Source organism: uncultured Piscinibacter sp., from assembly GCF_937952055.1.
Lineage (GTDB): Bacteria > Pseudomonadota > Gammaproteobacteria > Burkholderiales > Burkholderiaceae_C > Piscinibacter.
This window is the reverse complement of sequence record NZ_CALFYO010000032.1, coordinates 175712-200551: the sequence shown is the minus strand read 5'-3', so window position 1 is coordinate 200551 and position 24840 is coordinate 175712. Positions and strand designations below refer to the sequence as shown.

Annotated in this window: 23 protein-coding genes and 3 pseudogenes; 11 read left to right on the top strand and 15 right to left on the bottom strand. The window is 69.1% G+C overall.

All coding sequences use genetic code 11. The features are described from left to right. The first annotated feature begins 5 nt into the window (after positions 1–5). The gene (gene hutH, locus Q0599_RS23670; protein ID WP_298835142.1) at positions 6–1496 is read left to right on the top strand and encodes a histidine ammonia-lyase; all 1491 of its coding nucleotides are present in this window, start codon (positions 6–8) and stop codon (positions 1494–1496) included. Here hutH and Q0599_RS23665 read toward each other — a convergent pair whose 3' ends face one another. The 3 genes from Q0599_RS23665 to Q0599_RS23655 are packed head-to-tail and all read right to left on the bottom strand — an operon-like array spanning position 1497 to position 4012. Continuing rightward, positions 1497–2285, bottom strand: a complete 789-nt coding sequence (locus Q0599_RS23665; RefSeq protein ID WP_298835140.1) for an ABC transporter ATP-binding protein — start codon at positions 2283–2285, stop codon at positions 1497–1499. Beyond that, positions 2282–3019, bottom strand: coding sequence for an ABC transporter permease (locus tag Q0599_RS23660; RefSeq protein ID WP_298835218.1), 738 nt, complete (start codon positions 3017–3019; stop codon positions 2282–2284). The genes Q0599_RS23665 and Q0599_RS23660 overlap by 4 nt, the downstream gene beginning before the upstream one ends. Before the next feature lie 48 nt (positions 3020–3067). After that, positions 3068–4012, bottom strand: coding sequence for an ABC transporter substrate-binding protein (locus tag Q0599_RS23655; protein WP_298835217.1), 945 nt, complete (start codon positions 4010–4012; stop codon positions 3068–3070). A 119-nt stretch (positions 4013–4131) separates the two neighbouring features. Between Q0599_RS23655 and hutG the strand changes: the two genes are divergently transcribed. Next, the gene (gene hutG, locus Q0599_RS23650; protein WP_298835138.1) at positions 4132–4926 is read left to right on the top strand and encodes an N-formylglutamate deformylase; all 795 of its coding nucleotides are present in this window, start codon (positions 4132–4134) and stop codon (positions 4924–4926) included. Here the strand turns inward: hutG and hutI are convergent. The 5 genes from hutI to Q0599_RS23625 form a co-directional block, all read right to left on the bottom strand. Next, on the bottom strand, positions 4885–6105 hold the full coding sequence (hutI, locus tag Q0599_RS23645) for an imidazolonepropionase (RefSeq protein WP_298835137.1): 1221 nt from the start codon (positions 6103–6105) through the stop codon (positions 4885–4887). The genes hutG and hutI overlap by 42 nt on opposite strands. Further along, positions 6102–7460: a formimidoylglutamate deiminase gene (locus Q0599_RS23640; RefSeq protein WP_298835136.1), complete on the bottom strand. Its 1359-nt coding sequence runs from the start codon at positions 7458–7460 to the stop codon at positions 6102–6104. Before Q0599_RS23640 ends, hutI begins: the two co-directional genes overlap by 4 nt. Then, positions 7457–8047, bottom strand: coding sequence for a HutD family protein (locus Q0599_RS23635; protein WP_298835135.1), 591 nt, complete (start codon positions 8045–8047; stop codon positions 7457–7459). The genes Q0599_RS23640 and Q0599_RS23635 overlap by 4 nt, the downstream gene beginning before the upstream one ends. After that, positions 8044–9777 carry a urocanate hydratase gene (hutU, locus tag Q0599_RS23630; protein WP_298835133.1) on the bottom strand — a complete coding sequence of 578 codons (1734 nt, stop codon included), beginning with the start codon at positions 9775–9777 and terminating at the stop codon, positions 8044–8046. Before hutU ends, Q0599_RS23635 begins: the two co-directional genes overlap by 4 nt. Positions 9778–9864: 87 nt before the next feature. After that, entirely contained in the window at positions 9865–10815 is a 951-nt protein-coding gene (locus Q0599_RS23625; protein WP_298835131.1) for a LysR family transcriptional regulator, read from the bottom strand. A gap of 116 nt (positions 10816–10931) precedes the next feature. Between Q0599_RS23625 and Q0599_RS23620 the strand changes: the two genes are divergently transcribed. Beyond that, positions 10932–11210: a hypothetical protein gene (locus Q0599_RS23620; RefSeq protein WP_298835129.1), complete on the top strand. Its 279-nt coding sequence runs from the start codon at positions 10932–10934 to the stop codon at positions 11208–11210. 30 nt (positions 11211–11240) lie between these two features. Continuing rightward, positions 11241–11495 carry a hypothetical protein gene (locus Q0599_RS23615; RefSeq protein WP_298835127.1) on the top strand — a complete coding sequence of 85 codons (255 nt, stop codon included), beginning with the start codon at positions 11241–11243 and terminating at the stop codon, positions 11493–11495. A gap of 67 nt (positions 11496–11562) precedes the next feature. On the opposite strand, the gene Q0599_RS23610 is transcribed toward Q0599_RS23615, so the two are convergent. Continuing rightward, positions 11563–13431: a phosphoenolpyruvate carboxykinase (GTP) gene (locus Q0599_RS23610; RefSeq protein ID WP_298835125.1), complete on the bottom strand. Its 1869-nt coding sequence runs from the start codon at positions 13429–13431 to the stop codon at positions 11563–11565. Between the two features lie 834 nt (positions 13432–14265). Here Q0599_RS23610 and Q0599_RS23605 point away from each other — a divergent pair. Continuing rightward, positions 14266–14877 (top strand): DUF1439 domain-containing protein, encoded by a 612-nt coding sequence (locus Q0599_RS23605; protein WP_298835123.1) that lies wholly within the window; start codon positions 14266–14268, stop codon positions 14875–14877. Between the two features lie 266 nt (positions 14878–15143). On the opposite strand, the pseudogene Q0599_RS23600 reads toward Q0599_RS23605, so the two are convergent. Next, positions 15144–15725 (bottom strand): annotated as a pseudogene (locus Q0599_RS23600) (transposase). On the opposite strand from Q0599_RS23600, the pseudogene Q0599_RS23595 reads away from it, so the two are divergent. After that, a pseudogene (locus tag Q0599_RS23595) lies at positions 15679–16047 on the top strand (aminomethyltransferase beta-barrel domain-containing protein); the annotation flags it as partial. The pseudogenes Q0599_RS23600 and Q0599_RS23595 overlap by 47 nt on opposite strands. On the opposite strand, the gene Q0599_RS23590 reads toward Q0599_RS23595, so the two are convergent. Beyond that, positions 16010–16948, bottom strand: a complete 939-nt coding sequence (locus Q0599_RS23590; RefSeq protein ID WP_298835122.1) for a hypothetical protein — start codon at positions 16946–16948, stop codon at positions 16010–16012. The pseudogene Q0599_RS23595 and the gene Q0599_RS23590 overlap by 38 nt on opposite strands. Positions 16949–17124: 176 nt before the next feature. Between Q0599_RS23590 and Q0599_RS23585 the strand changes: the two genes are divergently transcribed. After that, complete coding sequence (locus Q0599_RS23585; protein ID WP_298835120.1) at positions 17125–17607, top strand: hypothetical protein; 483 nt, start codon at positions 17125–17127, stop codon at positions 17605–17607. A 118-nt stretch (positions 17608–17725) separates the two neighbouring features. On the opposite strand, the pseudogene Q0599_RS26235 reads toward Q0599_RS23585, so the two are convergent. Next, positions 17726–17980: pseudogene (locus tag Q0599_RS26235) on the bottom strand (hypothetical protein); the annotation flags it as partial. On the opposite strand from Q0599_RS26235, the gene Q0599_RS23575 reads away from it, so the two are divergent. Further along, positions 17979–18221, top strand: a complete 243-nt coding sequence (locus Q0599_RS23575) for a hypothetical protein (protein WP_298835116.1) — start codon at positions 17979–17981, stop codon at positions 18219–18221. The pseudogene Q0599_RS26235 and the gene Q0599_RS23575 overlap by 2 nt on opposite strands. Before the next feature lie 51 nt (positions 18222–18272). On the opposite strand, the gene Q0599_RS23570 is transcribed toward Q0599_RS23575, so the two are convergent. From Q0599_RS23570 to Q0599_RS23560, 3 genes are all read right to left on the bottom strand, one after another. Then, positions 18273–18827, bottom strand: coding sequence for a hypothetical protein (locus tag Q0599_RS23570; RefSeq protein WP_298835114.1), 555 nt, complete (start codon positions 18825–18827; stop codon positions 18273–18275). Positions 18828–18846: 19 nt separating this feature from the next. Then, positions 18847–19992, bottom strand: a complete 1146-nt coding sequence (locus tag Q0599_RS23565) for a hypothetical protein (protein WP_298835112.1) — start codon at positions 19990–19992, stop codon at positions 18847–18849. A gap of 238 nt (positions 19993–20230) precedes the next feature. Further along, positions 20231–20755: a hypothetical protein gene (locus tag Q0599_RS23560; protein ID WP_298835110.1), complete on the bottom strand. Its 525-nt coding sequence runs from the start codon at positions 20753–20755 to the stop codon at positions 20231–20233. A 565-nt stretch (positions 20756–21320) separates the two neighbouring features. Here Q0599_RS23560 and Q0599_RS23555 point away from each other — a divergent pair. From Q0599_RS23555 to Q0599_RS23545, 3 genes are all read left to right on the top strand, one after another. Then, positions 21321–22175 (top strand): hypothetical protein, encoded by an 855-nt coding sequence (locus Q0599_RS23555; protein ID WP_298835108.1) that lies wholly within the window; start codon positions 21321–21323, stop codon positions 22173–22175. Positions 22176–22676: 501 nt separating this feature from the next. Next, positions 22677–23003, top strand: coding sequence for a GYD domain-containing protein (locus Q0599_RS23550; protein WP_298835106.1), 327 nt, complete (start codon positions 22677–22679; stop codon positions 23001–23003). A 740-nt stretch (positions 23004–23743) separates the two neighbouring features. After that, on the top strand, positions 23744–24253 hold the full coding sequence (locus Q0599_RS23545) for a hypothetical protein (RefSeq protein WP_298835103.1): 510 nt from the start codon (positions 23744–23746) through the stop codon (positions 24251–24253). The last annotated feature ends 587 nt before the right edge of the window (positions 24254–24840 follow it).

Below are 24840 nucleotides of genomic sequence, written 5' to 3'. Positions count from 1 at the left end.
CGATCATGCATGCCATCGTTCCCGGCGAACTCGACAAGCCCCTGCTGCAGCGCGTCGCGGCCGGCCCGCTGCGTCTGACCATCGCCGACTCTGCCCGGCCCGGCATTGCAGCCAGCGTGGCGGCGGTGCGCACGCTGGTATCGCGGCACGAGCCGGTATACGGCATCAACACCGGTTTCGGCAAGCTGGCGCAGACGCGCATCGCGGACGACCAACTCGTGCAGCTGCAGAAGAACCTGGTGCTGTCGCACAGCGCCGGGATCGGCCAGCCGCTGGCCGCGCCGGTGGTGCGACTGATGCTGCTGCTCAAGGCGGCGAGCCTCGCGCACGGCGTGTCGGGCGTGCGCCTCGAGGTGATCGAGGCGTTGCTCGCGCTGCTCGCGCACGACGTGCTGCCGGTGGTCCCGGAGAAGGGCTCGGTCGGCGCCTCGGGCGACCTCGCGCCGCTGTCGCACATGGCCGGCGTGCTGATCGGCGTGGGCGAGGCCTTCGTCGGCGGGAAGCGCATGAGCGCGCTGGAGGCGCTGCCCCATGCCGGCCTGACGCCGATGCAGCTCGGCCCCAAGGAAGGCCTCGCCTTGCTCAACGGCACGCAGGCGTCCACCGCGCTGGCCATCCACGCCGCGCTGCGCCTGGAGCGCGTGTTCGATGCCGCGCTGGCGGTCGGCGCGATGACGGTGGACGCGGCCAAGGGCTCTGACACCCCCTTCGACGATCGCATTCACGCGGTGCGCGGCCAGAAGGGCCAGCGTGCGGTGGCCGCTCGCTATCGCGCCTGGCTGAAGGACAGCCCGCTGCGCGCCTCGCACCTGCACTGCGAGAAGGTGCAGGACCCGTACTGCCTGCGCTGCCAGCCGCAGGTGATGGGCGCCTGCCTCGACCAGATGGCGCACGCCTGGGACATCCTGCTCACCGAAGCCAACGGTGTGTCGGACAACCCGCTGGTGTTCGCCGACACGATGGAGGCGTTGTCGGGCGGCAACTTCCACGCCGAGCCGGTGGCCTTCGCCGCCGACAACCTGGCGCTGGCCATCGCCGAAGTCGGCGCACTGTCGGAGCGGCGCACCGCGATGCTGATGGATCCGGTGCTGTCGAACCTGCCGGCCTTCCTGGTCGAGCACGGCGGCCTCAACTCGGGTTTCATGATCGCGCAAGTGACCTCGGCCGCGCTGGCCTCCGAGAACAAGTCGCTGGCGCATCCGGCCAGCGTCGATTCGCTGCCGACCTCGGCGAACCAGGAGGACCACGTCTCGATGGCCACCTACGCCGCGCGGCGCCTGCACCAGATGCTCGACAACACCGCCGGCATCGTCGGCATCGAGTGGCTCTCGGCGGCACAGGCGCTGGACTTCCACCGGCCGATGCAGTCGTCGCCGGCGATCGAGGCGTTTCATTCGCGGCTGCGCGCCAGGGTGCCGCGGCTCTCGCAGGACCGGCTGATGGCGCCGGACATCGCGGCAGCCACGGCGCTGGTCGAGGAAGGTGCCTCGATCTGATCAGTGCTCCATCTGGGCGGTCTTCAGACTCTCCGCCCGGATGTCCTCGGTGACCACCGCCTTCAGCTCGGAGAAGCGCGGCGTGGTCTTCACGGTGTAGTGGCGCGGGTAGGGCAAGTCGATCGCCAGCTCGTTCTTGATGCGCCCGGGGCGCGCGCTGAACACCACGCAGCGGTTGGCCATGAAGATCGCCTCATCGACGTCGTGCGTCACGAAGAGCACGGTCTTCCTGTGCTGTTCCCAGATCGACAGCAGCAGCTCCTGCATCAGCGCGCGGGTCTGGTTGTCGAGGGCGCCGAAGGGCTCGTCGAGCAGCAGGATCTTCGGGTCGTTGGCAAGCGCCCGGGCCAGCGCCACGCGCTGCTGCATGCCGCCGGAGAGCTGCTTGGGGAAGTGGCTCTCGAAACCCCTCAGGCCCACCTCGGCGATGAAGCGCGCGGCGATCTCGGCCTGCTGCGCGGCCGGCATGCCCTTCTCGCGCAGGCCGAAGCAGATGTTCTCGCGCACCGTCAGCCAGGGGAACAGCGTGTAGCTCTGGAACACCATGCCGCGCTCGGCGCCGGGGCCGCGCACCGGCTCGCCGTCGAGCCGCACCTCGCCCTGCGTGGGCCCGTCCAGTCCGGCGACGATGCGCAGCAGCGTCGACTTGCCGCAGCCGGAGGGCCCGAGCACGGTGATGAAGTCGTTGTCGGCCACCTCGAGGTCGGTGGGCTGCAGCGCCAGCGTCGGCGCGCCGCCGTGCACGCCGGGGAAGGTGCGGCCGATGCCGCGGATCGAGAGTCGACTCACAGCGAGGCCCAGCGGAACAGCGCGCGGTTGGCGCGCTTGAAGGCGAGGTCGGAGACGAGCCCGATCACGCCGATGGTGATGATGCCGAAGATGATCTGGTCGGTGGCCAGCAGCGCCTGGCTGTCGGTGATCATGTGGCCGATGCCGTGCGAGGCGCCGATCAGCTCGGCGACGATCACGTAGGTCCAGGCCCAGCCGAGCACCAGGCGCAACGTCTCGGCCACCTGCGGCGCCGCCGCAGGGATGAGCACGCGGCGCACGATGCCCCAGTCGTTGGCGCCCAGCGTGTAGGCCGCCTCGACCAGATCACGCCGCGTGCCGCCGACCGTGACCGCGATCATCAGCACGAGCTGGAAGAACGAGCCGATGAAGATCACCGCGAGCTTCTGCGCCTCGCCGATGCCGGCCCACAGGATCAGCAGCGGGATGAAGGCCGAGGCCGGCAGGTAGCGCGCGAAGGACACGAAGGGTTCGAAGAAGGCCTCGACCGGCTTGTAGGCGCCCATCGCCACGCCCAGCGGCACGGCGACGATCGCCGCCAGCACGAAGCCGCCGACCACGCGCCAGACGGTGTAGCCGATGTCGGTGGCGAAGCCCTGCTCGGCCAGCAGGGTCCAGCCCGACCGCAGCATCGTCAGCGGGTCGGCGAGAAAGGTCTTGGACACGTAGCCGCCGAAGGTGGCGACCGCCCAGGCGGCAAAGAACAGCACGAAGAAGCTGATGCCCAGGGCCATGCGGGCCCCGGGCGACACGTCGCGAAGCGGCTTCAAGGCGCAGCGTGCCTACTTGATGAATTGCGTGTCGGCGAGCGACTTCAGGTCGGGGATCTGCCTGATGATGCCGATCTCCAGCAGCAGATCGGCTGCCTCCTTGCTGAACTGCGCATGCTCGCCGGCGAAGAACTTCTGGTTCGCCGCACGGTCCTGCCAGCGCAGATAGGCCTGGCTCTTCTCGAAGGCCTCGCCGCTCTGCTTGACGTCGGCGCCCATGATCTCGAAGCTCTTCTTCGGGTCGGCCTTGATCATGTCCAGCGCGGCGAAGTAGCCGTCGGCCAGCGCCTTGGCGGCCTTGGGGTTGTCCTTCAGGAACTTGGGCGTGCAGCCGAAGGTGTCCATCACCATCGGGTAGTCGAGCGTGGTCGCGATGATCTTGCCGGCCTCGGGCTTGGCGCGCACCGCGCCGAGGTAGGGTTCATACGTCATCGCGGCGTCGAGGTCGGCGTTGCCGGCGATCATCGCGTTGGCGGCCGCCTGCGGCTCCAGTGTCACGACCTTCACGTCCTTCACCGACAGGCCGTTCTTCTTCAGCATCCAGGCCAGCGTGAAGTAGGGCGCCGTGCCGGGCGCAGAGGCGGCGACGGTCTTGCCCTTCAGGTCGGTGATCTTCGCGATGGAGGGCTTCACCACCATGCCGTCGGCGCCGTAGCTCTTGTCGAGCTGGAAGATCTGCGTGGTGGCCACGCCGTTAGCGTTCCACACCACCCAGGTCTCCACCGTGGTGGCGGCGCACTGGATGTCGCCCGAGGCGATGGCCAGGTGGCGATCCTTCTGCGGGATCTTCTTGATCGAGACGTCGAGTCCGAGCTTTTTGAACAGGCCGGCCTCCTTGGCGAGCGTCAGCGGCGCAAAGCCGGTCCAGCCGGAGATGCCGATGGCCACCGGGGTTTCCTGGGCGGCAGCGGGCAAGGCGGTCAGAATGGCGGCAGCGGCGGCGGCGCCGGCCAGCATGCGTGGGAGGGTCATGGCAGCTCCTGCGTTGAGTGGGTGGCGTCGCCTTGCAAGGCGCGTGCCGCAGTCTACACTGCGGCATTCACTTGTCTAGACCAGTTGACCAAGGGTTGTCTCGCATGGATCCGGACATCTTCGCACTGACTCGGGGATCGGCGCCGCTGCTGGTGTCGATCCCGCACGCCGGCACGCGCATCCCGCCCGAGCTGGAGCGTCGCATGACGCCCGCCGCGCTGCAGCGCGCCGACGTCGACTGGCACCTGCCGCAGCTCTACGACTTCGCGCAGGCGATGGGCGCGACCGTGCTGGCGGCGAACTACGCGCGCCACGTCATCGACCTGAACCGGCCGCCGCACGACGAGAGCCTCTACCCCGGGCAGGACGTCACTGGCCTGCTGCCGCTGGACACCTTCCGCAAGGAGCCGCTGTACCTGCCCGGCGAGGCGCCCGACGACGCTGAGCGCGACCAGCGGCGCGAGCGCTACTGGCAGCCCTACCACGACGCGCTGCGCGGCGAGCTCGAGCGGCTGCGCGCGCGCCATGGGCAAGTCGTGCTGTGGGATGCGCACTCGATCTGCAGCGTGCTGCCTCGCTTCTTCGAGGGCCGCCTGCCCGACCTCAACCTCGGCACCGCCGATGGCCGTTCCTGCGCGCCGGCGATGCAGGCGGCGGTGGAGAGGCAGATGGCGTCACAGACGGTCTACGACCATGTCAGCAACGGGCGCTTCAAGGGCGGCTGGATCACGCGGCACTACGGCGCGCCGCAGCAGGGCATCCACGCCCTGCAGCTCGAGTTGTGCCAGTGCACCTACATGGACGAGACCGCGCCCTTCGCCTACCGCACCGACCTGGCGGCGCGGGTGCAGCCGCTGCTACAGCGCATGCTGGCGGCCGCGCTGGAGGCGCGCCCTTAAGGGGCTCGCCCCGACGGCGTAGGCCAGCTCGGCCGGGTGGTCGACGTTCCACAGGCACAGGTCGGCGGCCTTGCCGAGTTCGATGGTGCCATGCGTGACGGACATCCCCAGCGCCTGCGCCGCATGGCGTGTCACACCCAGCAGCGCCTCGGCCGGCGTCATGCGGAACAGCGTGCAGGCCATGTTCATCATCAGCGGCAGGTGCGTGGTCGGGCTGCTGCCGGGGTTGCAGTCGGTGGCCACGGCCATGGGCACACCGTGGCGGCGGAACAGGTCGATCGGCGGCACATGGGTGTCGCGCAGGAAGTAGTAGGCGCCTGGCAGCATCACCGCCACCGTGCCCGCCTTGGCCATGGCGGCCACGCCGGCCTCGTCGACATGCTCGAGGTGGTCGGCCGACAGCGCACCGAACTCGGCGGCGAGCGCCGCACCGTGCATGTTGGACAGCTGCTCGGCATGCAACTTGACCGGCAGCCCGTGCTGCCGCGCGGCCTGGAAGACGTGGCGCGTCTGCAGCAGGTCGAATCCGATCGTCTCGCAGAAGGCGTCGACCGCATCGGCCAGACGCAGCCGTGCCGCCTCCGGAACGATGTGCTCGACGACATGGGCGATGTAGTCGTCCGGTCGCCCGGCATACTCCGGCGGCAGCGCATGCGCGGCGAGCAGCGTGGTGCGCACGGTGACCGGATGATGCAGCCCGAGCTCGCGCGCCACGCGCAGGCACTTCAGCTCGTCCTTCAGCGACAAGCCATAGCCCGACTTGATCTCCACCGTGGTGACGCCATGCGCCATCATCTCGCGCAGACGTCGCGCCGACTGCACATGCAGGTCCGCCTGCACCGCCTCGCGGGTCTGCCTGACGGTGGAGACGATGCCGCCGCCGGCGCGCGCGATGTCCTCGTAGCTGGCGCCCTGCAGGCGCAATTCGAACTCGCGCGCGCGGTGACCTGCATGCACCAGGTGCGTGTGGCAGTCGATCAGCCCGGGCGTGAGCAAGGCGCCCGCGCCGTCGAGCTCCTGGGCCACCGGCGCGTCGGGGTCGAGCTGGGACATCGGCCCGAGGCCGGCTATCAACCCTCCGACGATCGCCACGAAGGCCGGCGGCGTGATGCTGCACGCAGCGTCGGTACAGGTGACGATGCGCACGTTGCGCAGCAGCAGGTCGATCGACGGTGTCATCCCAGTTCGGAGAGCAGGCGACCGCGCGCGGCCACGAAGCGCTCGGCAGCGGCCTCCGCCCCGGCGTGCTGGCCATTCTGCACGCGGCAGCGGCCACCGACCCAGACCTCTCGGATGCTGGCGCGGCGATGGCTGGCGAATACATGGGTGGCGAGCTGCTGCGCCGGTGTCAGCCCGTCGAGCACGGCATCGGCGAGCACGACGAAGTCGGCCTGCTGCCCTGCGACGAGCCCGGCGACCGGCCGGCCGGTGGCCTGCGCGCCGCCGGCCACCGCCGACAGCCAGAGCGATTCGGCCACGCCGGGGAGCGCGGCGTCGGCGAGCACGTTGCGCTGGAGCCGCGCGAGGCGCTGCGTGTACTCGAGCAGGCGCAGCTCCTCGGCGGCGTCGACGCTGGCGTGGCTGTCCGAGCCGATGCCCCAGACACCGTGCCAGGCCGGGGCATCGAAGATGCCGTCGCCGAGGTTGGCCTCGGTGGTCGGGCACAACCCGATCACGGCGTCGCGCGAGAGGGCTCCGGCGCGCTCGCGGTCGTCGAGATGCGTGGCGTGCACCAGGCACCAGCGCGCGTCGACGGGCGCGTGGTCGAGCAGCCACTGCACCGGCCGCTGTCCGCACCAAGCTTCGCAGTCGCGCACCTCCTGCAGCTGCTCGGCGACGTGGATGTGCACCGGTGCGGTCGCGTCGACCCGCTGCATGGCGTCGAGCAGTTCAGCCAGCGCCGCCGGACCGACAGCCCGCAGCGAATGCGGCGCCACGCCGGTGCGCACACCCTGCGCGCGCAGCGCCTCGACGATGCGCATCAGGCCGTCGACGTCGAGCACGAAGCGTCGCTGATCCTCGCGCGCAGCCGAGGCGCCGAAGCCGCTGTGCTGGTACAGCACCGGGAGCATCGTCAGCCCAATGCCGGCGCGACGCGCGGCGCGCGCCAGGCGCAGCGACATCTCGGCCGGATTGGCGTAGGGACGGCCAGCCTGGTCGTGGTGCACGTAATGGAACTCGCACACCGAGGTGTAGCCGCAGCGCAGCATCTCGAGGTAGAGAAGCGTCGCGATGTCCTCCAGATCGTCGGGCGAGAGCCGCAGCGCGAAGCGGTACATGAGGTCGCGCCAGGTCCAGAAGCTGTCCTGCGCCGCGGCACGGTACTCGGTCAGGCCGGCAAAGGCACGCTGGAAGGCGTGCGAGTGCAGGTTCGGCATGCCTGGCAGCAGCACGCCAGGGGCGCGCGGCACGCCCGTCGGCGCCGTGCTCCCGGGCTCGACGCGCAGCAGGGTGCCATCCTCTTCCCAGGCGAGCATCACGTCCTGGGCCCAGCCGCCGGGCAGCAGGGCATCGGTGGCGTACAGCATGCTCATCGGAAGGGGTCTTGGCACAGGCGCACATGCAGCATCGCAGCCGCGCCCGCCTCCTGTGGCGCGACGGTGAGGGGCGCGTCCAGGGCGCGCCACAGCAGCGCCTGCATCGGTGCGAGGGTGTCGCCGCCGGCCTGCCAGCGGCCTGCCACGCACAGCAGCAGGGTGACCTGACCGGACGCCACCGCGGCCGCGCCGTGCAGCACCCGCACGTCGGCGCGCCAGCGGCCCTGACGCGTCATGACGTTGAGATCGCGGCAGGTGGTGCCTGCCAGCCGCGCCGTGAGCGGGCTTCCGCCGTCGAAGCACCAGGGCTGCAGCGGCCGCAGCGAGTGCACGATGGCGCCTTCGCGCGAGAGCATCTCCATGCCATCTCCACGCAGCAGGACGATGCAACGGTCGACACCGGGAAAGGCCGAGAACGGCGCGTCTCGCTCGAGTTCGGCCACGCTCAGCCGCCAGTCGAAGTCGTCCAGCCCCGCGCCGGCAGGGCCGGCAGCGAGTTCTCGCGTGAAACCCGCGCCGTTCTTCCAGCGTTGCGCCGGCAGTGCGTCGATGTCGATGCGTTGCGGTGCGGCGGGGGCGTTCATGCGCGCAGCATCGGCAGGTTCAGACCCTGCTCGCGCGCCGTGCGGATGGCCAGTTCGTAGCCTGCGTCGGCGTGGCGCATGACGCCGCTGCCGCAGTCGTTGACGAGCACGCGCGCGAGGCGCTTCGCCGCGGCGTCGGTGCCGTCCGCGACGATCACCATGCCTGCGTGCTGCGAGTAGCCCATGCCGACGCCCCCGCCGTGGTGCAGCGACACCCAGGTGGCGCCGCCCGACGCGTTGAGCAGCGCGTTGAGCAGCGGCCAGTCGGACACTGCGTCGGTGCCGTCCTTCATGCCTTCGGTCTCGCGGTTCGGGCTGGCCACCGAGCCGGTGTCGAGGTGGTCGCGGCCGATGACGATCGGCGCCTTCAGCTCGCCCGTGCGCACCATCTCGTTGAAGGCCAGGCCGGCGAGGTGCCGTTCGCCCAGGCCCAGCCAGCAGATGCGCGCCGGCAGGCCCTGGAAGGCGATGCGCTGGCCGGCCATGTCGAGCCAGCGGTGCACGTGTGCGTTTTGCGGGAAGAGCTGCTTGATCTTCGCATCGGTCTTGCGGATGTCTTCCGGGTCGCCCGACAGCGCCACCCAGCGAAACGGCCCCTTGCCCTCGCAGAACAGCGGGCGGATGTAGGCGGGCACGAAGCCGGGGAAGTCGAAAGCGTTCTTCACACCTTGGTCGAAGGCGACCTGACGGATGTTGTTGCCGTAGTCGACGGTAGGCACACCCATCGCGTGGAAGTCGAGCATGGCGCGCACGTGCACCGCGCAGGAGGCGGCCGCCTCCTGCTTGAGCCTGGCATGCTGCGCCGGGTCGGCCTGAGCAGCGCGCCACTGCAACACCGTCCAGCCGGCGGGCAGGTAGCCGTTGATCAGGTCGTGGGCCGAGGTCTGGTCGGTGACGAGGTCGGGCTTGAGGCCGCCGGCCCTCGCGCGCCGGGCCAGCTCCGGCAGGATCTCCGCCGCATTGCCGAGCAGGCCGATCGAGACCGCCTCGCCTCGGGCGGTGTGCTCCTGCACGAGCCGCAGCGCGTCGTCGAGGTCCTTCGCCTGCTTGTCGAGGTAGCGCGTGCGCAGCCGGAAGTCGATGCTCGTCTGCTGGCACTCGATGTTCAGCGACACTGCGCCGGCGAAGGTGGCCGCCAGCGGCTGCGCGCCGCCCATGCCGCCGAGGCCGGCGGTGAGGATCCAGCGGCCAGCGAGGTCGCCGCCGTAGTGCTGCCGTCCGGCTTCGGCGAAGGTCTCGTAGGTGCCCTGCACGATGCCTTGCGTGCCGATGTAGATCCACGAACCCGCGGTCATCTGGCCATACATGAACAGGCCCTGGCGGTCCAGCTCGTGGAAGTGCTCCCAGGTGGCCCACTTGTGAACGAGGTTGGAATTGGCCAGCAGCACGCGCGGCGCATCGGCGTGCGTCTTGAACACCCCCACCGGCTTGCCCGACTGGATGAGCAGTGACTCGTCGTCGTTCAGCTCCTTCAGGCACTCGAGGATGCGGTCGAAGCAGGCCCAGTCGCGCGCCGCGCGGCCGATGCCGCCATAGACCACCAGTTCCTCGGGGCGTTCGGCCACCTCGGGATCGAGGTTGTTCTGGATCATGCGGAACGCGGCCTCGGCGAGCCACGACTTGCAGGCGAGCGTGCTGCCGCGCGGCGCGCGCACGACGCGGCCGGGGGCGCTGCGGGCGGCCTGGGCAGCGGCGTGGGCAACGCGGCTCTGGTCGGCGGGTGAGTTCATGGCGGCGGCTCCGTGGATGGTTGCGCAGGGATCTCGGCAAACTGGCCTAGACCACTTGGAGAAGCATGATCGAAGTCGGGACGCGCGTCAAGTCGGCGCCGCTTCGGCCGCCAGCTCCTGCCCGACCTCGTCGAAGCGCGCGAGCAGCCACTGGTGCGCCGCCGAGCGGTCGTGGCGCACGTGCCAGAGCGCGTCGGCGTAGACGGTGCCGGGCTCCACCGGCAGCTCGCGCACCACCAGGCGCTCCTGCAGGCCGGTCAGCGGCAAGAAGCCGTCGGGCAGCACGGTCAGCAGGTCGCAGCCTGCCACCACGTGCGCGGCGGTGAAGAACTGGTTGACGGTCAGCGCGACGTGCCGTGTGCGACCCTGGCTGGTCAGCGCCTGGTCAACGAAGCCATGCGCCCGCCCGCTGAAGCTGACCAACACGTGGCTGGCGCTGCAGAAGGCGTCGAGCGTGAGCGGCTGCTCGGCGAGCGGGTGGTCAAACCGCATCGCACAAACGTAACGACCCTCGGCCAACCGGCGGTGGCGCAGCGGTGCCACGCGGCCCTGCGACACCAGCGAGGCCACCGTCTCCGGGAAGTGGCCGATCGCGAAATCGATGTCGCCATGGCTGAACAGGCCACGGGGGTCGCGATCGAGCAGCGGCCGCACTTCGACCTGGGCACGCACCTGCAGCGCCTGGAAACGCGCCATCAGCGCCGGCAGCATCAGTGCAGCCACCGCGTCGGCCATGGTCAGCCGAAACACCCGCGCTTCGGCGGCCGGGTCGAAGTCTCCCGGCTCCAGCGCCGCGCGCAGCTGGCCCAGGGCGGAGCGCACCTGCGGCCACAGCGCCTCGCCGAAGGCGGTTGGCTGGACCCCTCTGGGCGCCCTTGTGAGCAAGTCTTCACCTACACTTTCGCGTAGCCTTTTCAATGCATTGCTGACCGCGGGCTGGGTCATGGAGAGCCGTTGGGCGGCGCGGGTGATGCTGCCTTCGGCCATCACCACGTCGAACACGCGCAGCAGGTTGAGGTCGAGCGTGCGGAAGTTCACAGAGGCCTGTTCATCATGATGGTGAATGTCCAGTATTCAGAGCATTCACTGCAACGCATGAGTGTTTACCCTATACTGCGCTGCAGCATCATCCCGATGCCCAAGGAGTAAACGCCATGACCAGCCACATCCTGCCTTCGCAATCCTTCCGGTCGGCTCGCCCGCTGGGCGTCGGCCAGGCATTGAGCAATCTGGCTCTTGCCACCGCGCGCCTCACCCAGGCGCTGATGTTCTCGCTGCGCCGCCCGGTGCGCCAAAACCGGCGCCTGAGCGTCGTCGAGGAAGCCAACGAGCTGCGCAACTTCGCCATCGCCTACCTGCGCACCGACCCCGGTTTCGCCGCCGACCTGATGGCCGCGGCTGACCGCCACGAACTGAAGGACGAGAAGGCCTGAGCCATCGTCCACACCGAAGGAATTCACACCATGACCACCATCACCCTGCCTTCCGGCCAGGTGGTGCGCGTCGCCGACATGATGGCCCCGAAGCTGGCCGACTGGCTGGCCCGCGCCATCCTGAAGCTGCAGTCCTACGGCCACCTGCTGCGCATGCCCGCACCGGGCGTGCCGGAGGCCACCGTGCAGCTGCTGCTTATGGCCGAAGCGTACGAGGCCACCCAGCCGAGTTACGCGGCCGACCTGCGCGCCGCGGCCATGCTGGCCGACCATCGCGAGCGTTGAGCCGCACGCACCACCCCCATGACAAAGGCCGGCTCTTGCCGGCCTTTTGTCTCGGTGCGTGGCCCGCTCAGGCGGAGGCCAGGCGCGCCTCGATCTTCGCCTTGGTGGCCTTCAGCGCTTCGGGCAGGTGGTACGAGAGCTGCTGAAACAGCTCGCCATGCAGCGCCATCTCGGCCCGCCACTCGGCCGCGTCGATGCGCGTGACCTGATCGAACTGCGCCTGGCTGAAGTCCAGACCTGCCCAGTTGAGGTGCTCGTAGTTCGGCGTTACGCCGAACACATGCTCCTCGCCGCCGCCCGAGCCTTCGATCCGCTCGACCATCCACTCCAGCACGCGCATGTTCTCGCCGTAGCCCGGCCAGACGAACTTGCCGTCGGCGCCCTTGCGGAACCAGTTGACGCAATAGATCTTCGGCAGCTTGCTGCCCGCGGCCTCCAGCTTCGCGCCCAGGTCCAGCCAGTGCTGGAAATAGTCGCTCATATTGTAGCCCATGAAGGGCAGCATGGCGAACGGATCGCGGCGCACCACGCCTTGCGCGCCGGCCGCGGCGGCGGTGGTTTCCGAGCCCATGGTCGCGGCCATGTAGACGCCTTCGGTCCAGTCGCGTGCTTCCGTCACCAGCGGCACGGTGGTCGAGCGCCGGCCGCCGAAGATGAAGGCGTCGATCGCCACGCCGTTGGGGTTGTCCCACTCGGCGTCGAGCGCCGGATTGTTGGTGGCGGCCACCGTGAAGCGAGCGTTCGGATGCGCGGCCTTGGCACCGGTTTCCTTGGCCAGGGCTGGCGTCCAGTCCTTGCCCTGCCAGTCGATCAGGTGCGCCGGCGGCGTGTCGGTCATGCCCTCCCACCACACGTCACCGTCGTCGGTCATCGCCACGTTCGTGAAGATCACGTCACGCACGAGGCTGGCCATGCAGTTCTCGTTGGTCTTGTGGTTGGTGCCCGGCGCCACACCGAAGTAGCCCGCTTCGGGGTTGATCGCGTACAGGCGACCGTCGGCATGCGGCTTGATCCAGGCGATGTCGTCGCCGATGGTGGTGACTTTCCAGCCCTTGAGTCCCGGCGGCGGGATCAGCATCGAGAAGTTGGTCTTGCCGCAGGCGCTGGGGAACGCGGCGGCCAGGTGGTACTTCTTGCCCTGCGGCGAGGTGACGCCGAGGATCAGCATGTGCTCGGCGAGCCATCCCTGATCGCGGCCCATGGTCGAGGCGATGCGCAGCGCGAAGCACTTCTTGCCCAGCAGGGCGTTGCCACCGTAGCCGGAGCCGTAGCTCCAGATCTCCTGCGTCTCGGGGTAATGGACGATGTACTTCGTCTTGTTGCAGGGCCAGGCCACGTCCTTCTGACCCGGTTCGAGCGGCGCCCCGACAGTGTGCATGCAGGGCACGAAGAAGCCGTCGCTGCCCAGCACGTCGAGCACGGCGCGGCCCATGCGCGTCATGATTTTCATGTTGACCGCCACGTACGGGCTGTCGCTCAGCTCGACGCCGATGTGCGCGATCGGCGAGCCGATCGGACCCATGCTGAAAGGCACCACGTACATCGTGCGGCCGCGCATCGCGCCGCGGAACAGGGCCTTGTCTCCTGTCTGCAGCAGTTCGCGCATCTGCGCCGGCGCCACCCAGTTGTTGGTCGGGCCGGCGTCTTCCTTGCGTTCGCAGCAGATGAAGGTGCGGTCCTCGACGCGCGCCACGTCGCTGGGGTCGCTGCAGGCCAGGTAGCTGTTCGGCCGCAGTTCCGGATTGAGCCGCTTCATCGTGCCGGCCTCGACGAGCTGGCTGCACAGGCGGTCGTATTCCTCCCGCGAACCGTCGCACCAGTAGACCTCCCTCGCTTCGGTGAGCGCCGCCATCTCGGCGACCCAGGCCAGCAGCCGGGCATGACGAACATAGGCGGGCGCGTTCAGGCGCACCCCTTCCAGCACGGGACGATTCATGTCAGGTCCAATCTTCAAAGTCAAAAGGCGGGATTGGGCAAACCTGCTGAGCCCGGTTCGACGGCCCGGAGGGCTTGCCCAATGCCGCTGATCGCTTCGCCGAGGGGGTTACGGCGGGTTTCGCGGCGGCGCCGGATCACGGCGGCGGGCCACGTGCGAAACAGGCTGGAACGATTGTCGATCCAGTGTAATGGCCCGGTAACCACCAGAGATCGGGGGGTCATGCATTTCTGGAATAGTCTTATGCAGAACGATGCAGACCCCGCCACCGTCGGAACCGTTGTCGAAGTTCGTCGTTGATGAAGATCGTGTCGAAATCCATCAATTTCTGATCTTCATTTGTTGATTATTGAACTCCGAAAGCGGCCAGGGAGGCGCGCAAGTGGTTGATTTGCCGCGAAAGGTTGCCCACTAACGCCCGCCGCAGGCGGCCCGACTCCTGGCGCACCTTGATCGATGTCGCACGCGTCGCAACGGGTAGCTTGGTCGCGCGCAGAGCCCCGAGAGCCGCTGGGAACTTCGTCGTTCAGCCTCGCCGCGAAGTTCGCGACCCCGTGCGTGAGCCTCGCCAGACCCCTGCCCAAGTCTTGCGATCTGTGCACCGCCGTCCAGTCCACATAGGCCACCTCCGGGATACGGCCAAGCGCGCTTTGCCGCGGCGTCCGTCAGCCAGCACGGCTACTCAGTCGACCGTTGACGACAAGAGTAGTCATCGATGTCCCTGCACCTTCCCGACCGTGAGACCGGTGATTCTGATGGTTGGCAAGCGGTCGTCGAGCGCCGTGGAGTGTCTTGATACCCAGTGCGCACCAGGTGTGTGGCAAGCTCGTCACCATGTTCCACGGGCTGTTCTCGGTCCGACGCTGCGGATCCGACGCGTTTTTGCCAGGCAGGCGGGCATTGCTGCGCGCCGCACTGGGAGCGATCCTGGTTCCTACGCTGTGCGTGCAGGCGCGCCCGGTCCGTGCCGGTCTGAACTTGCTGCTGAACGAGTTCACCGCCACGCGCGATGAACTGCAAGCAGAACTGGCCCGACGCTTCCCGATCGCGCGCCGCTATGGCGACCTGGCCTCGGTGTCGCTGCACGACCCGCAGCTGCTGCTGGACGGCAGTGCCAACCGGGCCACGCTGGCTTCTCGATTGGTGATCGTCAGCCCATTGCTGCGCCCATCGTCCATGGGCGGGCAGGTGGCTGTGAGCAGCGGCCTGCGCTGGGATGCCGCGGGCCTGGCCGTGCGCCTCCAGGACCCACGCGCGGAGCAACTGCGCATCGACGGCGTCACCGGCAGCGACGCACAGAACCTTGAGCGCATCAGCGCGGCCGTTGTTCAGGAGGCGCTGCAAGGCTATCCGTTGCGGACATTCCGCCCGGAGGAGCTTCGTTTCGGGCTCAGGGTCCAGGGAATCACCATCGGCGTAAACGAGATCAAAGTGCAGTTCGAGTAGCCGCCCGAAACCGGCTCAGCTGCGCACTTGGGCAACTGCTTCAGACGGTGAACTCGGCCGTTCGGCTTCGGATCTTTACACGGCAGCAGCAGGCCACTGTCTGCCGCTCGCCATGGGCAGCGCAAGGGCTGGCCACAGTCACCCAGACTTAACTTCGATCAAACCTGTGGATGCGGCCCAGCCAACGCCGTCGAGATCGGCGTGGTGCCAGCGTGCCCTCGGTGAAGGCTGCGAATCCAGCCCCAGGTGCGTCAGGATCGTCTCGATCACCGTGCGTTCCAGGATGGCGATGATGGACTTGAGTTCGCCGCCGCAGTGCGGGCGTGCTGCATGTCGAAGTCAAAGACTCGCTTGAGCAGCCGCGCCCAGCTGATGCGGTGCGGCCGGGTCTGGACAGTCACCACCTCGCACTTGGCGGCCGCATCGGCTCCGGTGGCCGGCTCCTCTTGCTCGGGTGGCCCCTGCGGCACCACCAGCGCGGGCGACCCGGCATTAGGTGCCGGCACGCCATGGAACCTGATGCGACCCAGCCGCGGCCGCAGGACCAACGCGGCCAGCCGCTGCAGGAACTCCAACGGGCTCATCACCAGGTGCGTGGTCCCGTCGCGCTACGGCGTCCTGGGCATGAGTTCCACCTGCCTTGCTGCTTTGAGCTGCACCCGCTCGTCCGCTAGAGTCGGTCGCTTGATGTAGCGGCACAGTTGCTCCAGCCGCTCGCGGTCGTGAGCTTCGACCCGCACCGCGGCGTGCAGACTGAAGCCGTCGATGCCGGCACACAGGGGCTGGTGCGAAGTCGTCTCGCGGGGCAGCAGCGGGCACGATCCGTGGTTCGTCGCGCGCAAGGACATGGCGACCAACACGCTGTACGTGATGCAGGGCCACGACCACCCGTGGCTGCTCTCGCCGGCACTGCACGGCGATGCTCTGAGCTGCGTGGCCGGCGCACACGGCGCGAAGACGCGCTACCGCCAGCCCGATGCCGCGTGCCGCTTCGAGCCGGAGTCGGCAGGCGACTTCGTGCCACGCTTCGACTTGCCGCAGTGGGCGGTGACGCACGGGCAGTCGGCGGTGCTGCACGACGGCGAGGTCTGTCTCGGCGGCGGCGTGATCGCCGCCGCGATCGGTGCAGGCCTCAGTGCGGACGCTCGAGCCGGTTCCGCGCGTTCGTGAGGATCTGCTGCGCCGACAGCTGCCGCATCGGCTGGGTGATGTGCTGCGAGACCTCGCCGAGCCGGGCCAGCAGTTCCTCGCGGGTCCCGGCACGGCGCAGCTTCATGACCGTCATCGCGCCGGCGACCGGCGCACGCGAGCGCACCTCGCGCATGAGCATGCGGCGCACCTCGACCAGCTCGGGATCGGACGTCGGACCCTCGTCGTCGCTCACCGGGTCGAGACCCCCGAAGGCCGACTCGAGCAGCGGGTAGATCGAGCTGCGCATCGTGTCAAGCAGACCGCCGAGCGTCGTTTGCCCGGAACGCTGCGAATCGAGGTCGCGCAGTTCGGCCGGCGTGTCCTCGGAGTGCTGCTCCTCTGCCTCGATGAACACCTGCGGTGCCCGCGGCTGCGCTTCGATCGCTGGCGGCCGCACCGGCTCCGCTGGCTGCGCCGGTTTGCTCTCGATCGACTGTGCCGGCTGGATTTGCTGCAGTCCCTGCACAGGGTGCGCGAGTTGCTCCGGCCACAGCGGCTCCGGCGGCGGCGGCTCCGGGTGCGTCGGCTGCAACGACATCTGGATCGACTCGGCAGCCGCGACGACCGGAGGTTCGGGCGCCGGCTGCACGACCATCGTCGGCAGTGCCGCGATGCTTGCCGACGGTTCGGCGGCCTTCGGAATGCGGATCAGGCCAAGCGACTCGAGCGACTCGAGGCTGCCCTCGGGCACGCCGAAATTCTCGCCGAGCCGGCGCAATTCGGCGTGCGTGCGCCGACCGTCGACGAGCAGCAGGATGGCGCGCATGCGCGGGCCGATCAGCGGGCTGCGCCTGCTGATCTCCTCGTGACCGCGCTCGGTCTTACACGGCACGGTGGTGTGCGCCGGCGGTGCCGGCACGGGTGCATGTCCGATTTCCATTGCCTCTTTCCCCAACGTTGAAATCCTGGGCCGGCGCCATCTAGCGAGCCGCCGTGCCCGTTGAGGCGAATTCTTTGCGGAATTTTGTCGCGCTGGGGGGGCCGACCCCGGGGTCAAGGGTGCCACGCCCCCGCAAGCTGATGGCACGCTACGGTCCACAGCTTCAGATCACCGACATGACTCACGATCCCGGTACCGGCCGGCAGCCCGACTCAGGCGCTGGCACCCTGGCCAGCCTGATGGCCCGCTTCGGCGAGCGCCAGAGACTGCGCGCATTCCGCGACCGCACCTGGAGCGCGTTGTCCGATCTCGGACTGGATCGCGCCCACCTGATCCCGCACGCACGCAAGCTGCTCGAAGAGTTGTGCGAGCGCGGGCATGCCGGGCCCTACGCCAGCCCGGACGCGCTCGCGGTCGAGTTCTTCCTGCGTGCGACGATCGAATACCCGAAGATGATCGGCAGACCGAGCTCGTGCCGCGGCTTGCTGATGAGTGCGCCGCGGACGCTGCGCGCCTGGCAGCTCGTCGACCGACTCGACGCGAGACTCGTCGAAGCTGGCATCGAGCGCATCCGCGCGAGCCTGCGCGCCAGCCTGGACAGCCTTGAGATGCACCCTGCCGACCGGCGCGAGACGCTGGCACAAATCGCCGCGCTCTGAGGCCCGTCGACGCTAACGCGGCCGCGCGAGATCCAGCGTCCTGTATGCGGTAGGTCGCGCTGCTCCTCCCATAGGCGCAGGACAGCCCGACGTGCACGAACGCCGGATTCATGATGTTGGCGCAGTGGCCGTCGCTGGCCATCCAGCCATGGACCACCTGCTGATGTCCGCGAGCGCCGTCGTCATGCTGTTCGGACGCGGCGGCTTCGTGTTCGCGCTGCTGCCCGGCTCGTTCGTCGCCCGGCTCGGCGAGGCCGGCCTCGCCCGCTGGGGCGGGGCTGGCACGGGAGGCGCGCTGCTGGAGATCGCATTCGCGCCCACATGGGGCTGAGCCGGTCGGTGGCTGCCTGCTGCTCGGGTTGGCCTTCTGCATGATGCACAACACGCTGCAGGTCCACGGGGCCCAGATGGCACCGGACCGCCGCGGCGCCGCCGTCTCCGCCTTCGCGGCGTGTTTCTTCCGCGGCCAGTCGGCCGAGGTGTCCCTGGGCGGACTGGCGGTAGGCCGGTTCGGCATTGCGCCGCTTCTGGCCGTCGGGGCGGCGGGATTGATCGCAGCGGTCACGGCGTTCGCCACGCTGCTGCGGCGGCGTGCGCAAGAGTGGCGGGCCTGAACGTGGCGGCTTTTGGCCGGGCGGGCCGTGTCGCGTGGCTGGCCGGCGGCGTCAGCCGTTCTTGAACAGCCCGCGCTCCCTCATGAGCAGGAGCCGCGAGCGCGTGCCCGGCTTCTTGGCGACCGTCTCGTCCGGTGGCGTCGTGGCGGCCGGCGGCTCGTCCGCCGGCACGGGCGGGACTGCCTCGGTCGCTGAGACGGCGGCGCTCTTCTCGCGATCCGTGGCCTCGCGCGGTTCGCGCGTGCGCTCGCTCTTGCCTGCCGCGCCGCGACTCCGCGAACGGGACGCGGCACGGCCAGGGAGTTCGACCACGTCCTGCAACACCGGGGGCTCTTCCGAGACCGGCTCGGCCGGCGCCGCGGACACCCGCGCCAGCGCGCGCTCGAGGGCCGAGCCGTCGGCCGTGCGAGCGGATTCGGCCAGCGCCGGGCCGGCGCCCGCGTCGAGCCGCGGCTGGGCGCGCAGGTGCTCCCAGATCAGGCCACCCGCGGCGAGCTGGCGCAACCGCTCGGGCCGCAGCGAGGCGCGGCCGACGGCCGTGAGCAGCGCGTACAGCTCGGGGTGGACCTCGCTGTCGATTTCGACCTGCAGCTGCAGCGTCGGCATGCCGGGTGCCGGTCGCCGATCAGTGGCGCAGATCGGACGTCGCTGCCTCCGCCTCGCCGATCATCTGGAAGCCGCGCACGTTGGCGTACATGGCATCCGGCAGGACGAACACCGGGATGGCCGGGAAGCGCTTGGCGAGCAACTCGCGATAGTGCTCGGGGTGTCCGCCGACCAGCACGATCAGGTCGATGAGCTCGTGGGCATCGCGCAGGCCGTCGACCATCCGGTTGATCGAGTCGTCGATCACGCTGACGACCACCGGCTCGAACTGGCGCAGGTCGTGCGAGACACCCGACAGCTTCACCGGCTTGCCCAGGCGCAGCGCATCGTTGATGCGTGGCTCCACCGAGGGGCCCAGCGGACGACCGATCTGGGCACTCAGGGCATCCTGCACGGCGCGCACGACGCGATGGCGGCCGGCGTCCGATGCGGCCCCGCTGGCCCGCGGATTGATCACGCCCTGCTGCACGAGCAGCCAGTCGAGCGTGTGTTCGCCGGGATCGACCATCAGCACCGCGAGGTCCTCCAGTGCGTCGCCGCTGGGCAGCGGCGTCAACGCCCCGCCGGTGCGCGCGATCACCGCATTGAGCTGGTCCAGGTGCTCGTCGATGGCAACGTAGCCGCCGACAGGCTGGGCCTGCACCATGACCCGCTTCACGATCACCGTCTTGCCGTCGCCGACGTCGATGGAGCCCTCGAAGGCCGTGCGTAGGTAGTCGCGCCGTTTGGCGTCGTTGTACTGGTTCACGGGCAGGCCGAGCACGAGGACGTCGATCAGGTGGTCGCCGGCCTGGTGCATGTAACGCAGCGCGCCGCGGGTGAGCGCCTCGTAGATCGCGCCGCGGTAGAACTCGTCGGTCACGTCGCGGCCGAAGTTGCCGCCGGCATGGGCGAGCGCGACGTCGCGGCCGACCTCGTAGAGCGCGCCGCGCACCGGAACGTCGAAGGTATCCCGGCGGCGCGTGCCGAGCGTGCGCACGGCGCTGCCGTCGGCCGGGATCGCCATGGACGGGAAGCTCGTGAACTCGACGTCGTTGCCGGAGCGCAGGCTCAGCTTGACCTGGCCGAAGCCGACGTCGATGGCGCGCACCACCGGCGAGGTCGCCGCGTAGGCAGAAGCGGCCGGTTGCAGATTGGCATCGTGGAATTGCTGTTGTTCGAGCACGCGACGGCTCCTGGCTGGGGTTGGAGTGGGGCACGGAACGCCGCGCCGATTCGACGTGACTTTAGTATCGACACGACGCGCGGCAAGGACGCTTACCAACTTCTTACGATTCGCCCCGGCGATTCGTGACAGGCCTCGCACTCTGCCGCGTGGCCGAACCGGCCGACACGGGGATGGTCGCGCCGCGAGCCGGCGGCGCGTGGTCGCCACGGCGCGCAGCGGGCGAGAGGCCTGCGGGTCAGAAGGTCGACTGCTCGGCGTCGCGCTTGGCGAGCGCGATGAACACGCTGTAGTCCAGGGCGGCGTTGTTTCGCAGCACGTCCTGTAGGCCGTCGCCGTTGCTGTCGATTACGAACAGGTGCCTGGCACTGGCCAGCACCTTGAGCACGGTGACCGGCCTGCTCGCATCGCCCACATTCCTGCAGGACTGCGAGGTGCGCTGCTCGAAGGCGCTGGTGCCGGCGTTGTAGGCCGCCTCGTGCACGGTGCCGACGGTGCCGGCATCGGTGCGCAGCCACCCCAGGTCGGTGTCGCGGTCGCCGTCGCTGTCGGTGGCGGTGGCGGTGGCGATGACCGTGAAGCGCGCCGGCGCCGGGCTGGTGTTGTAGTAGTCGGTGAAGGCGCCGATCTGGCCGTAGGCTTGCAGCACCAGCCTGCCGGGCGGCGCCGGGTCGCTGCGCAGGATCTGTTGCCACATGCGGCTCTGCGCGCCGACCCGGCTCACGAACCTGAGCACAATGTCGTCGCGGAGGTCACCGTTCATGTCGGCGATCACCGCCGGCGGTCGCAGGCCGTTCAGGCCGCCCGTGGGAAGGATTGAAGACGTAGTGGAGCGGGGCGCCATCCGGCGCCCGGTGGGGTTGCCGGTCTGTGGCGTGCACGATCGGCTCCCGAGGTGGTGAGCCCGCACGGTCTCGAGCCGTGCGGCGAGCTTCAATCGCTCAGCGTGCCGGCTGCCTGTGTGCGCGCTCCGCGGGGGGGCCTCCTCCGGGGGCCCGGTGCCGATGCGCAGTTGTCGGTCGAGGCTGCGGCCTCCGACCGAGAGGTGATCGGGGCCACCGACCTTCAGACACCCGAGCGCGAGTCACGGGGGCAACGCGTCGCGGGTGCCGTGATGTGCCTTTGCGGGTCCGCTTGCGGGAGGACAGGCGCATCGCCCGGTCTGCGCCGCGGCAGCATGAGGCGCTGGCCGCGCCGCCCTGGTTCCGGCAGTTTTCACGCATCCGGCGATCTGGCACGATGACCTTGCCCGAGTTCGCGACCGGGTGCCCGCCGCGGGGTCGGCGCCGGCCTGTTGCCACGCGCCGCGCGGCGCCGTGGAGATGACGATGACCGCCCGATCACCCGAGAACGACTGCGCCGACGACCACGTGCTGCCCGTTACCCGCGTCGTTGCCGCCTGCGTCGTGCCCTTCCTGCTGATCGCGTTCGCGTCGCTGTACCTGCGACCGGACCTCAGCGCGACGCACTTCGCGTGGAGGATCGCGCCGAACTTCACCGCCTATTGGCTCGCCACCGGTTACCTCGGCGGGGCATGGTTCTTCTTTCGCGTGACACGGGTGCGGCGATGGCACGAAGTCACGCTCGGCTTCCTGCCGGTGACGGTCTTCGTGTGGCTGATGCTGTTGCTCACGGTGCTGTTCTGGGGGCGCTTCGACATCCATCACTTCCCGTTCCAGCTCTGGCTCGTGCTCTACGTGGCGACGCCGATCGTCGTGCCGGCGCTGTGGTGGCGCAACCGCCGCCACGACCCGCACCGGATAGAGCCCGGCGCCATCGTCGTGCCGGCCACGGTGCGCGCGACGATGGGCGTGATCGGCGGCGCGCTCGTGCTGACAGCGCTGTGGATGCTGGTCGTGCCGCAGGCGGCGATCGCCGCCTGGGCCTGGAAGCTGACGCCGCTCTCGGCGTGCGCCATGGGCGGCTGGCTTGCGCTGTCGGGCGTCGGCGGGCTGGTGCTCGCGGCAGAGCCGCGCTGGTCCGCCTGGCGCGTGCTGATCCAGAGCATGCTGATCTGGCTCGCGCTGCTAACGGTCGGCGCCTGGCGCGCCTGGGAAGAGTTCGATCCTTCGCGGCCGGCGTTCGTGGCCGTGGTCGCGGTGCCGGCGTCGCTCGTCGGCCTCGGCGCCCTCTACGCGGCGATGGAGCGCCGCCGCGCGGCGGCGTCGGGCGCGCCGCGCTGAGATGGGAACGGCGCGCGCCGCGCACGCTGCGCGCCATGGGCCTGTCAGTGCGGAGTTCATGCAGCGGCTAGACGCGCCCTTGGCAGGCTACAACTGCATCCGCCAAGACTGCATGTCCGTTGTCCATCGCGGCAGGCGGATGTCCGACATGGGTCGACTCTCGCCGACCACGGCCCAAGGAAGCGGCCCTTCGGACTGGGGAACCCAAAGACGTCAGCAACCCGATGTTGCTGTCCACTCGCGGTCCCGGCCACGTGCGGATCGTGGCGTTGGCTCCGCGGGTGGCGGCCTCGGGCTGAGGCTGGACGTTCGGTGGCGTCAGCTGCAAGACGGTGATCCTAGGGATTGCCAGAATCCAAGCTCTGGCGCAGCGTCCGCGCTCACTCCGACCGGAGGCGAGGCCCAGCGATGAACGGGAATCATGGCCGGTGTAGCTGTTGCCGGCTGTAGCTGCCGGAGTGCGCAATGCCAGCCCAACGGAACCACCCAGGAGCACTTCCAATGAGTCTGTATCTGACCCGAGCCAAGTATTCACAAGAAGCCTTCAAGGGCATGATCGCCAACCCCTCTGACCGGGAGGCAGCCGCCAAGGCGATGTTCGAGGCTGCTGGCATCAAGCTTCACCACATGTGGTACTCGGGCAATGGCGAGGTCATCTGTGTCGTCGAGGGCAATGCGGTTGCCGGGTCCACCGCCACCATGGTCGTGATGGCCAGCGGTGGCTTTACCGATGTCGATTCGACCGAACTGGTCACGATGAGCCAGATGGTCGATGCGATGAAGGCGGCCGGGGGGGTCGCTGCGAAGTTCCGTCCGCCCGGCAAGTAGCGCGCACTCGACCTGAGTCATGACCGTCCGCTGCCGATCGGACGGTCGCTGCGCTTGCAGCCGCTACGGTCACCACACCTCGGACCCAGGCGTCCAAGCGAGGTAGCTGCCAGTGCATGCTTGCTGTTCTGGCTCCTCGGGTTGCCGCCTCAGCGGTCCGACGCTCGTCTAGGGCCACCGCATCGCTTTCGCTTGAAGCGCCGCGACGGTCGAATGTCCAATCACTCTCGCGTCGAGGGCCTGTGTGCGTGCCCGACCGGCAGGTTTGGGGCAACGAGATGCGGACCGCGGATGTCACCTTGGGGTCGGGAGTCGCCAGCCGCGATCGTTAGAAGCTGACATTCGCCTTGTCTCACCGGCCAAGGTCTGCTGTCGGCTGCAGCCACGATGTGACGGTCCCCGTCACAACCGGTCTTTCACCGACGCCCGCCTTGTGATGATCCTGAGTTCGACGACTCGCCGCGCCCGACGGGCGGCCGTTAGAAGAGGCTTTGGGCACGCGGCGAGGCTGAGAGGAAGCGTGGGCGTCATGGCCGAGGCCCCGTCCAGAGGACTCGCCGAGGTCGGCGCCCTTTGCGTGGCGCGCCGCCGCGCACTGGCCGCGGCGTTGCTCGAGCGCGTGTTTCCGTCCCGGCACGGGACCATCAAGTGACCATCACGAGACGGCGCTGTGACCTTTGGGTCCGACAGTGCATGCGCGGCAACCACTCGTGCCGCTTCGCAACCCACGGAGGCTTCCTATGCGTCTTCACGCCCCAGTTCTCCCGGCACTTCCTGTCGCCGCGGTCGCCATCGCCTGCGCCGGCGGCGTTGCCATGCCTGCGCTGGCCGACTGCCGCAATGTCAATGGCCACTACACCGAGCAATTGGCGACGTCGACCCCCTGCAGTTCGATGGTCGGTGTCTGCCTGCAAGGTGTCTTCAGCGGCGTTGTCCTCGGCAGCTTTACGACCGCCGTCGACACTTTCGTACCGACCCCCGACGCTCTTTCAATCGGGGTGGCGCAGTTCACCGCAGGCTCGATCCTCGACGTGCGCATTGGCAATCGTGCGGGCGGGCTGTACGTGCGCAACACAGGCGCCACTCGGACGACCGGCGCGGGCGAGATCGTCGACCTGCAGACCATTGTCGGCGGTACCGGCGACTTCCTCGGTGCCAGCGGCGTGATGACAGCCGTCGGCACGTTCAGCTTCGCCAGTGGCGGTCGCTCGGAGTATGCCGGCATGGTCTGCGTGCCGGGGATGTTCTGACCCGCGAGCCGGACCGGGCATGACAACGTCCCAGCACCCACAGGCTGCAACGCGTGGCTGCGTGACGTGACTCATCGAGTGGCCATGCGAACCTGAACAGAGGGCGTCGTGTGGAAGCTCCAGGCTCCAAGATCAGGCGCGCCGCGCGTGCGGCAGCTCTGCGGCGACAGGTACACGGCAGTGAGCGCCAGGAGTGGGTCGCGAGTGCCAGCTCGCGGCCAGGAAGAGCAGTCGTTCGCGCGCCTCTTCGCCAGGTAACGCGGTCGATGGCTACGGGACGACGACTGCCCCTGCGAATCCAACGCGCCTCCGTTGGTCGACCTGGCCAGCAAGGAGACGGCTCCCGCCCACCGGTGGCGGTCATGGATTCGCCGACCTGACCGGCCGCAGGCGGGCATCCGCTTTCACCCCATGGCAGTGGGCGACGGGTGCGAGTTGACCGACCAGACGCTCGGACGCTCGACCGCGCGGCGGCCGGCGCGCCGCCCCAGGGTGAGCGCCCCAGCCCCGCGATGATCCGGAGTTGCGGCGCGGCGGCGCTCGGGCATGATCGGCGCCGGAACAGCAAGCGCGGGCGCCCCGACAGA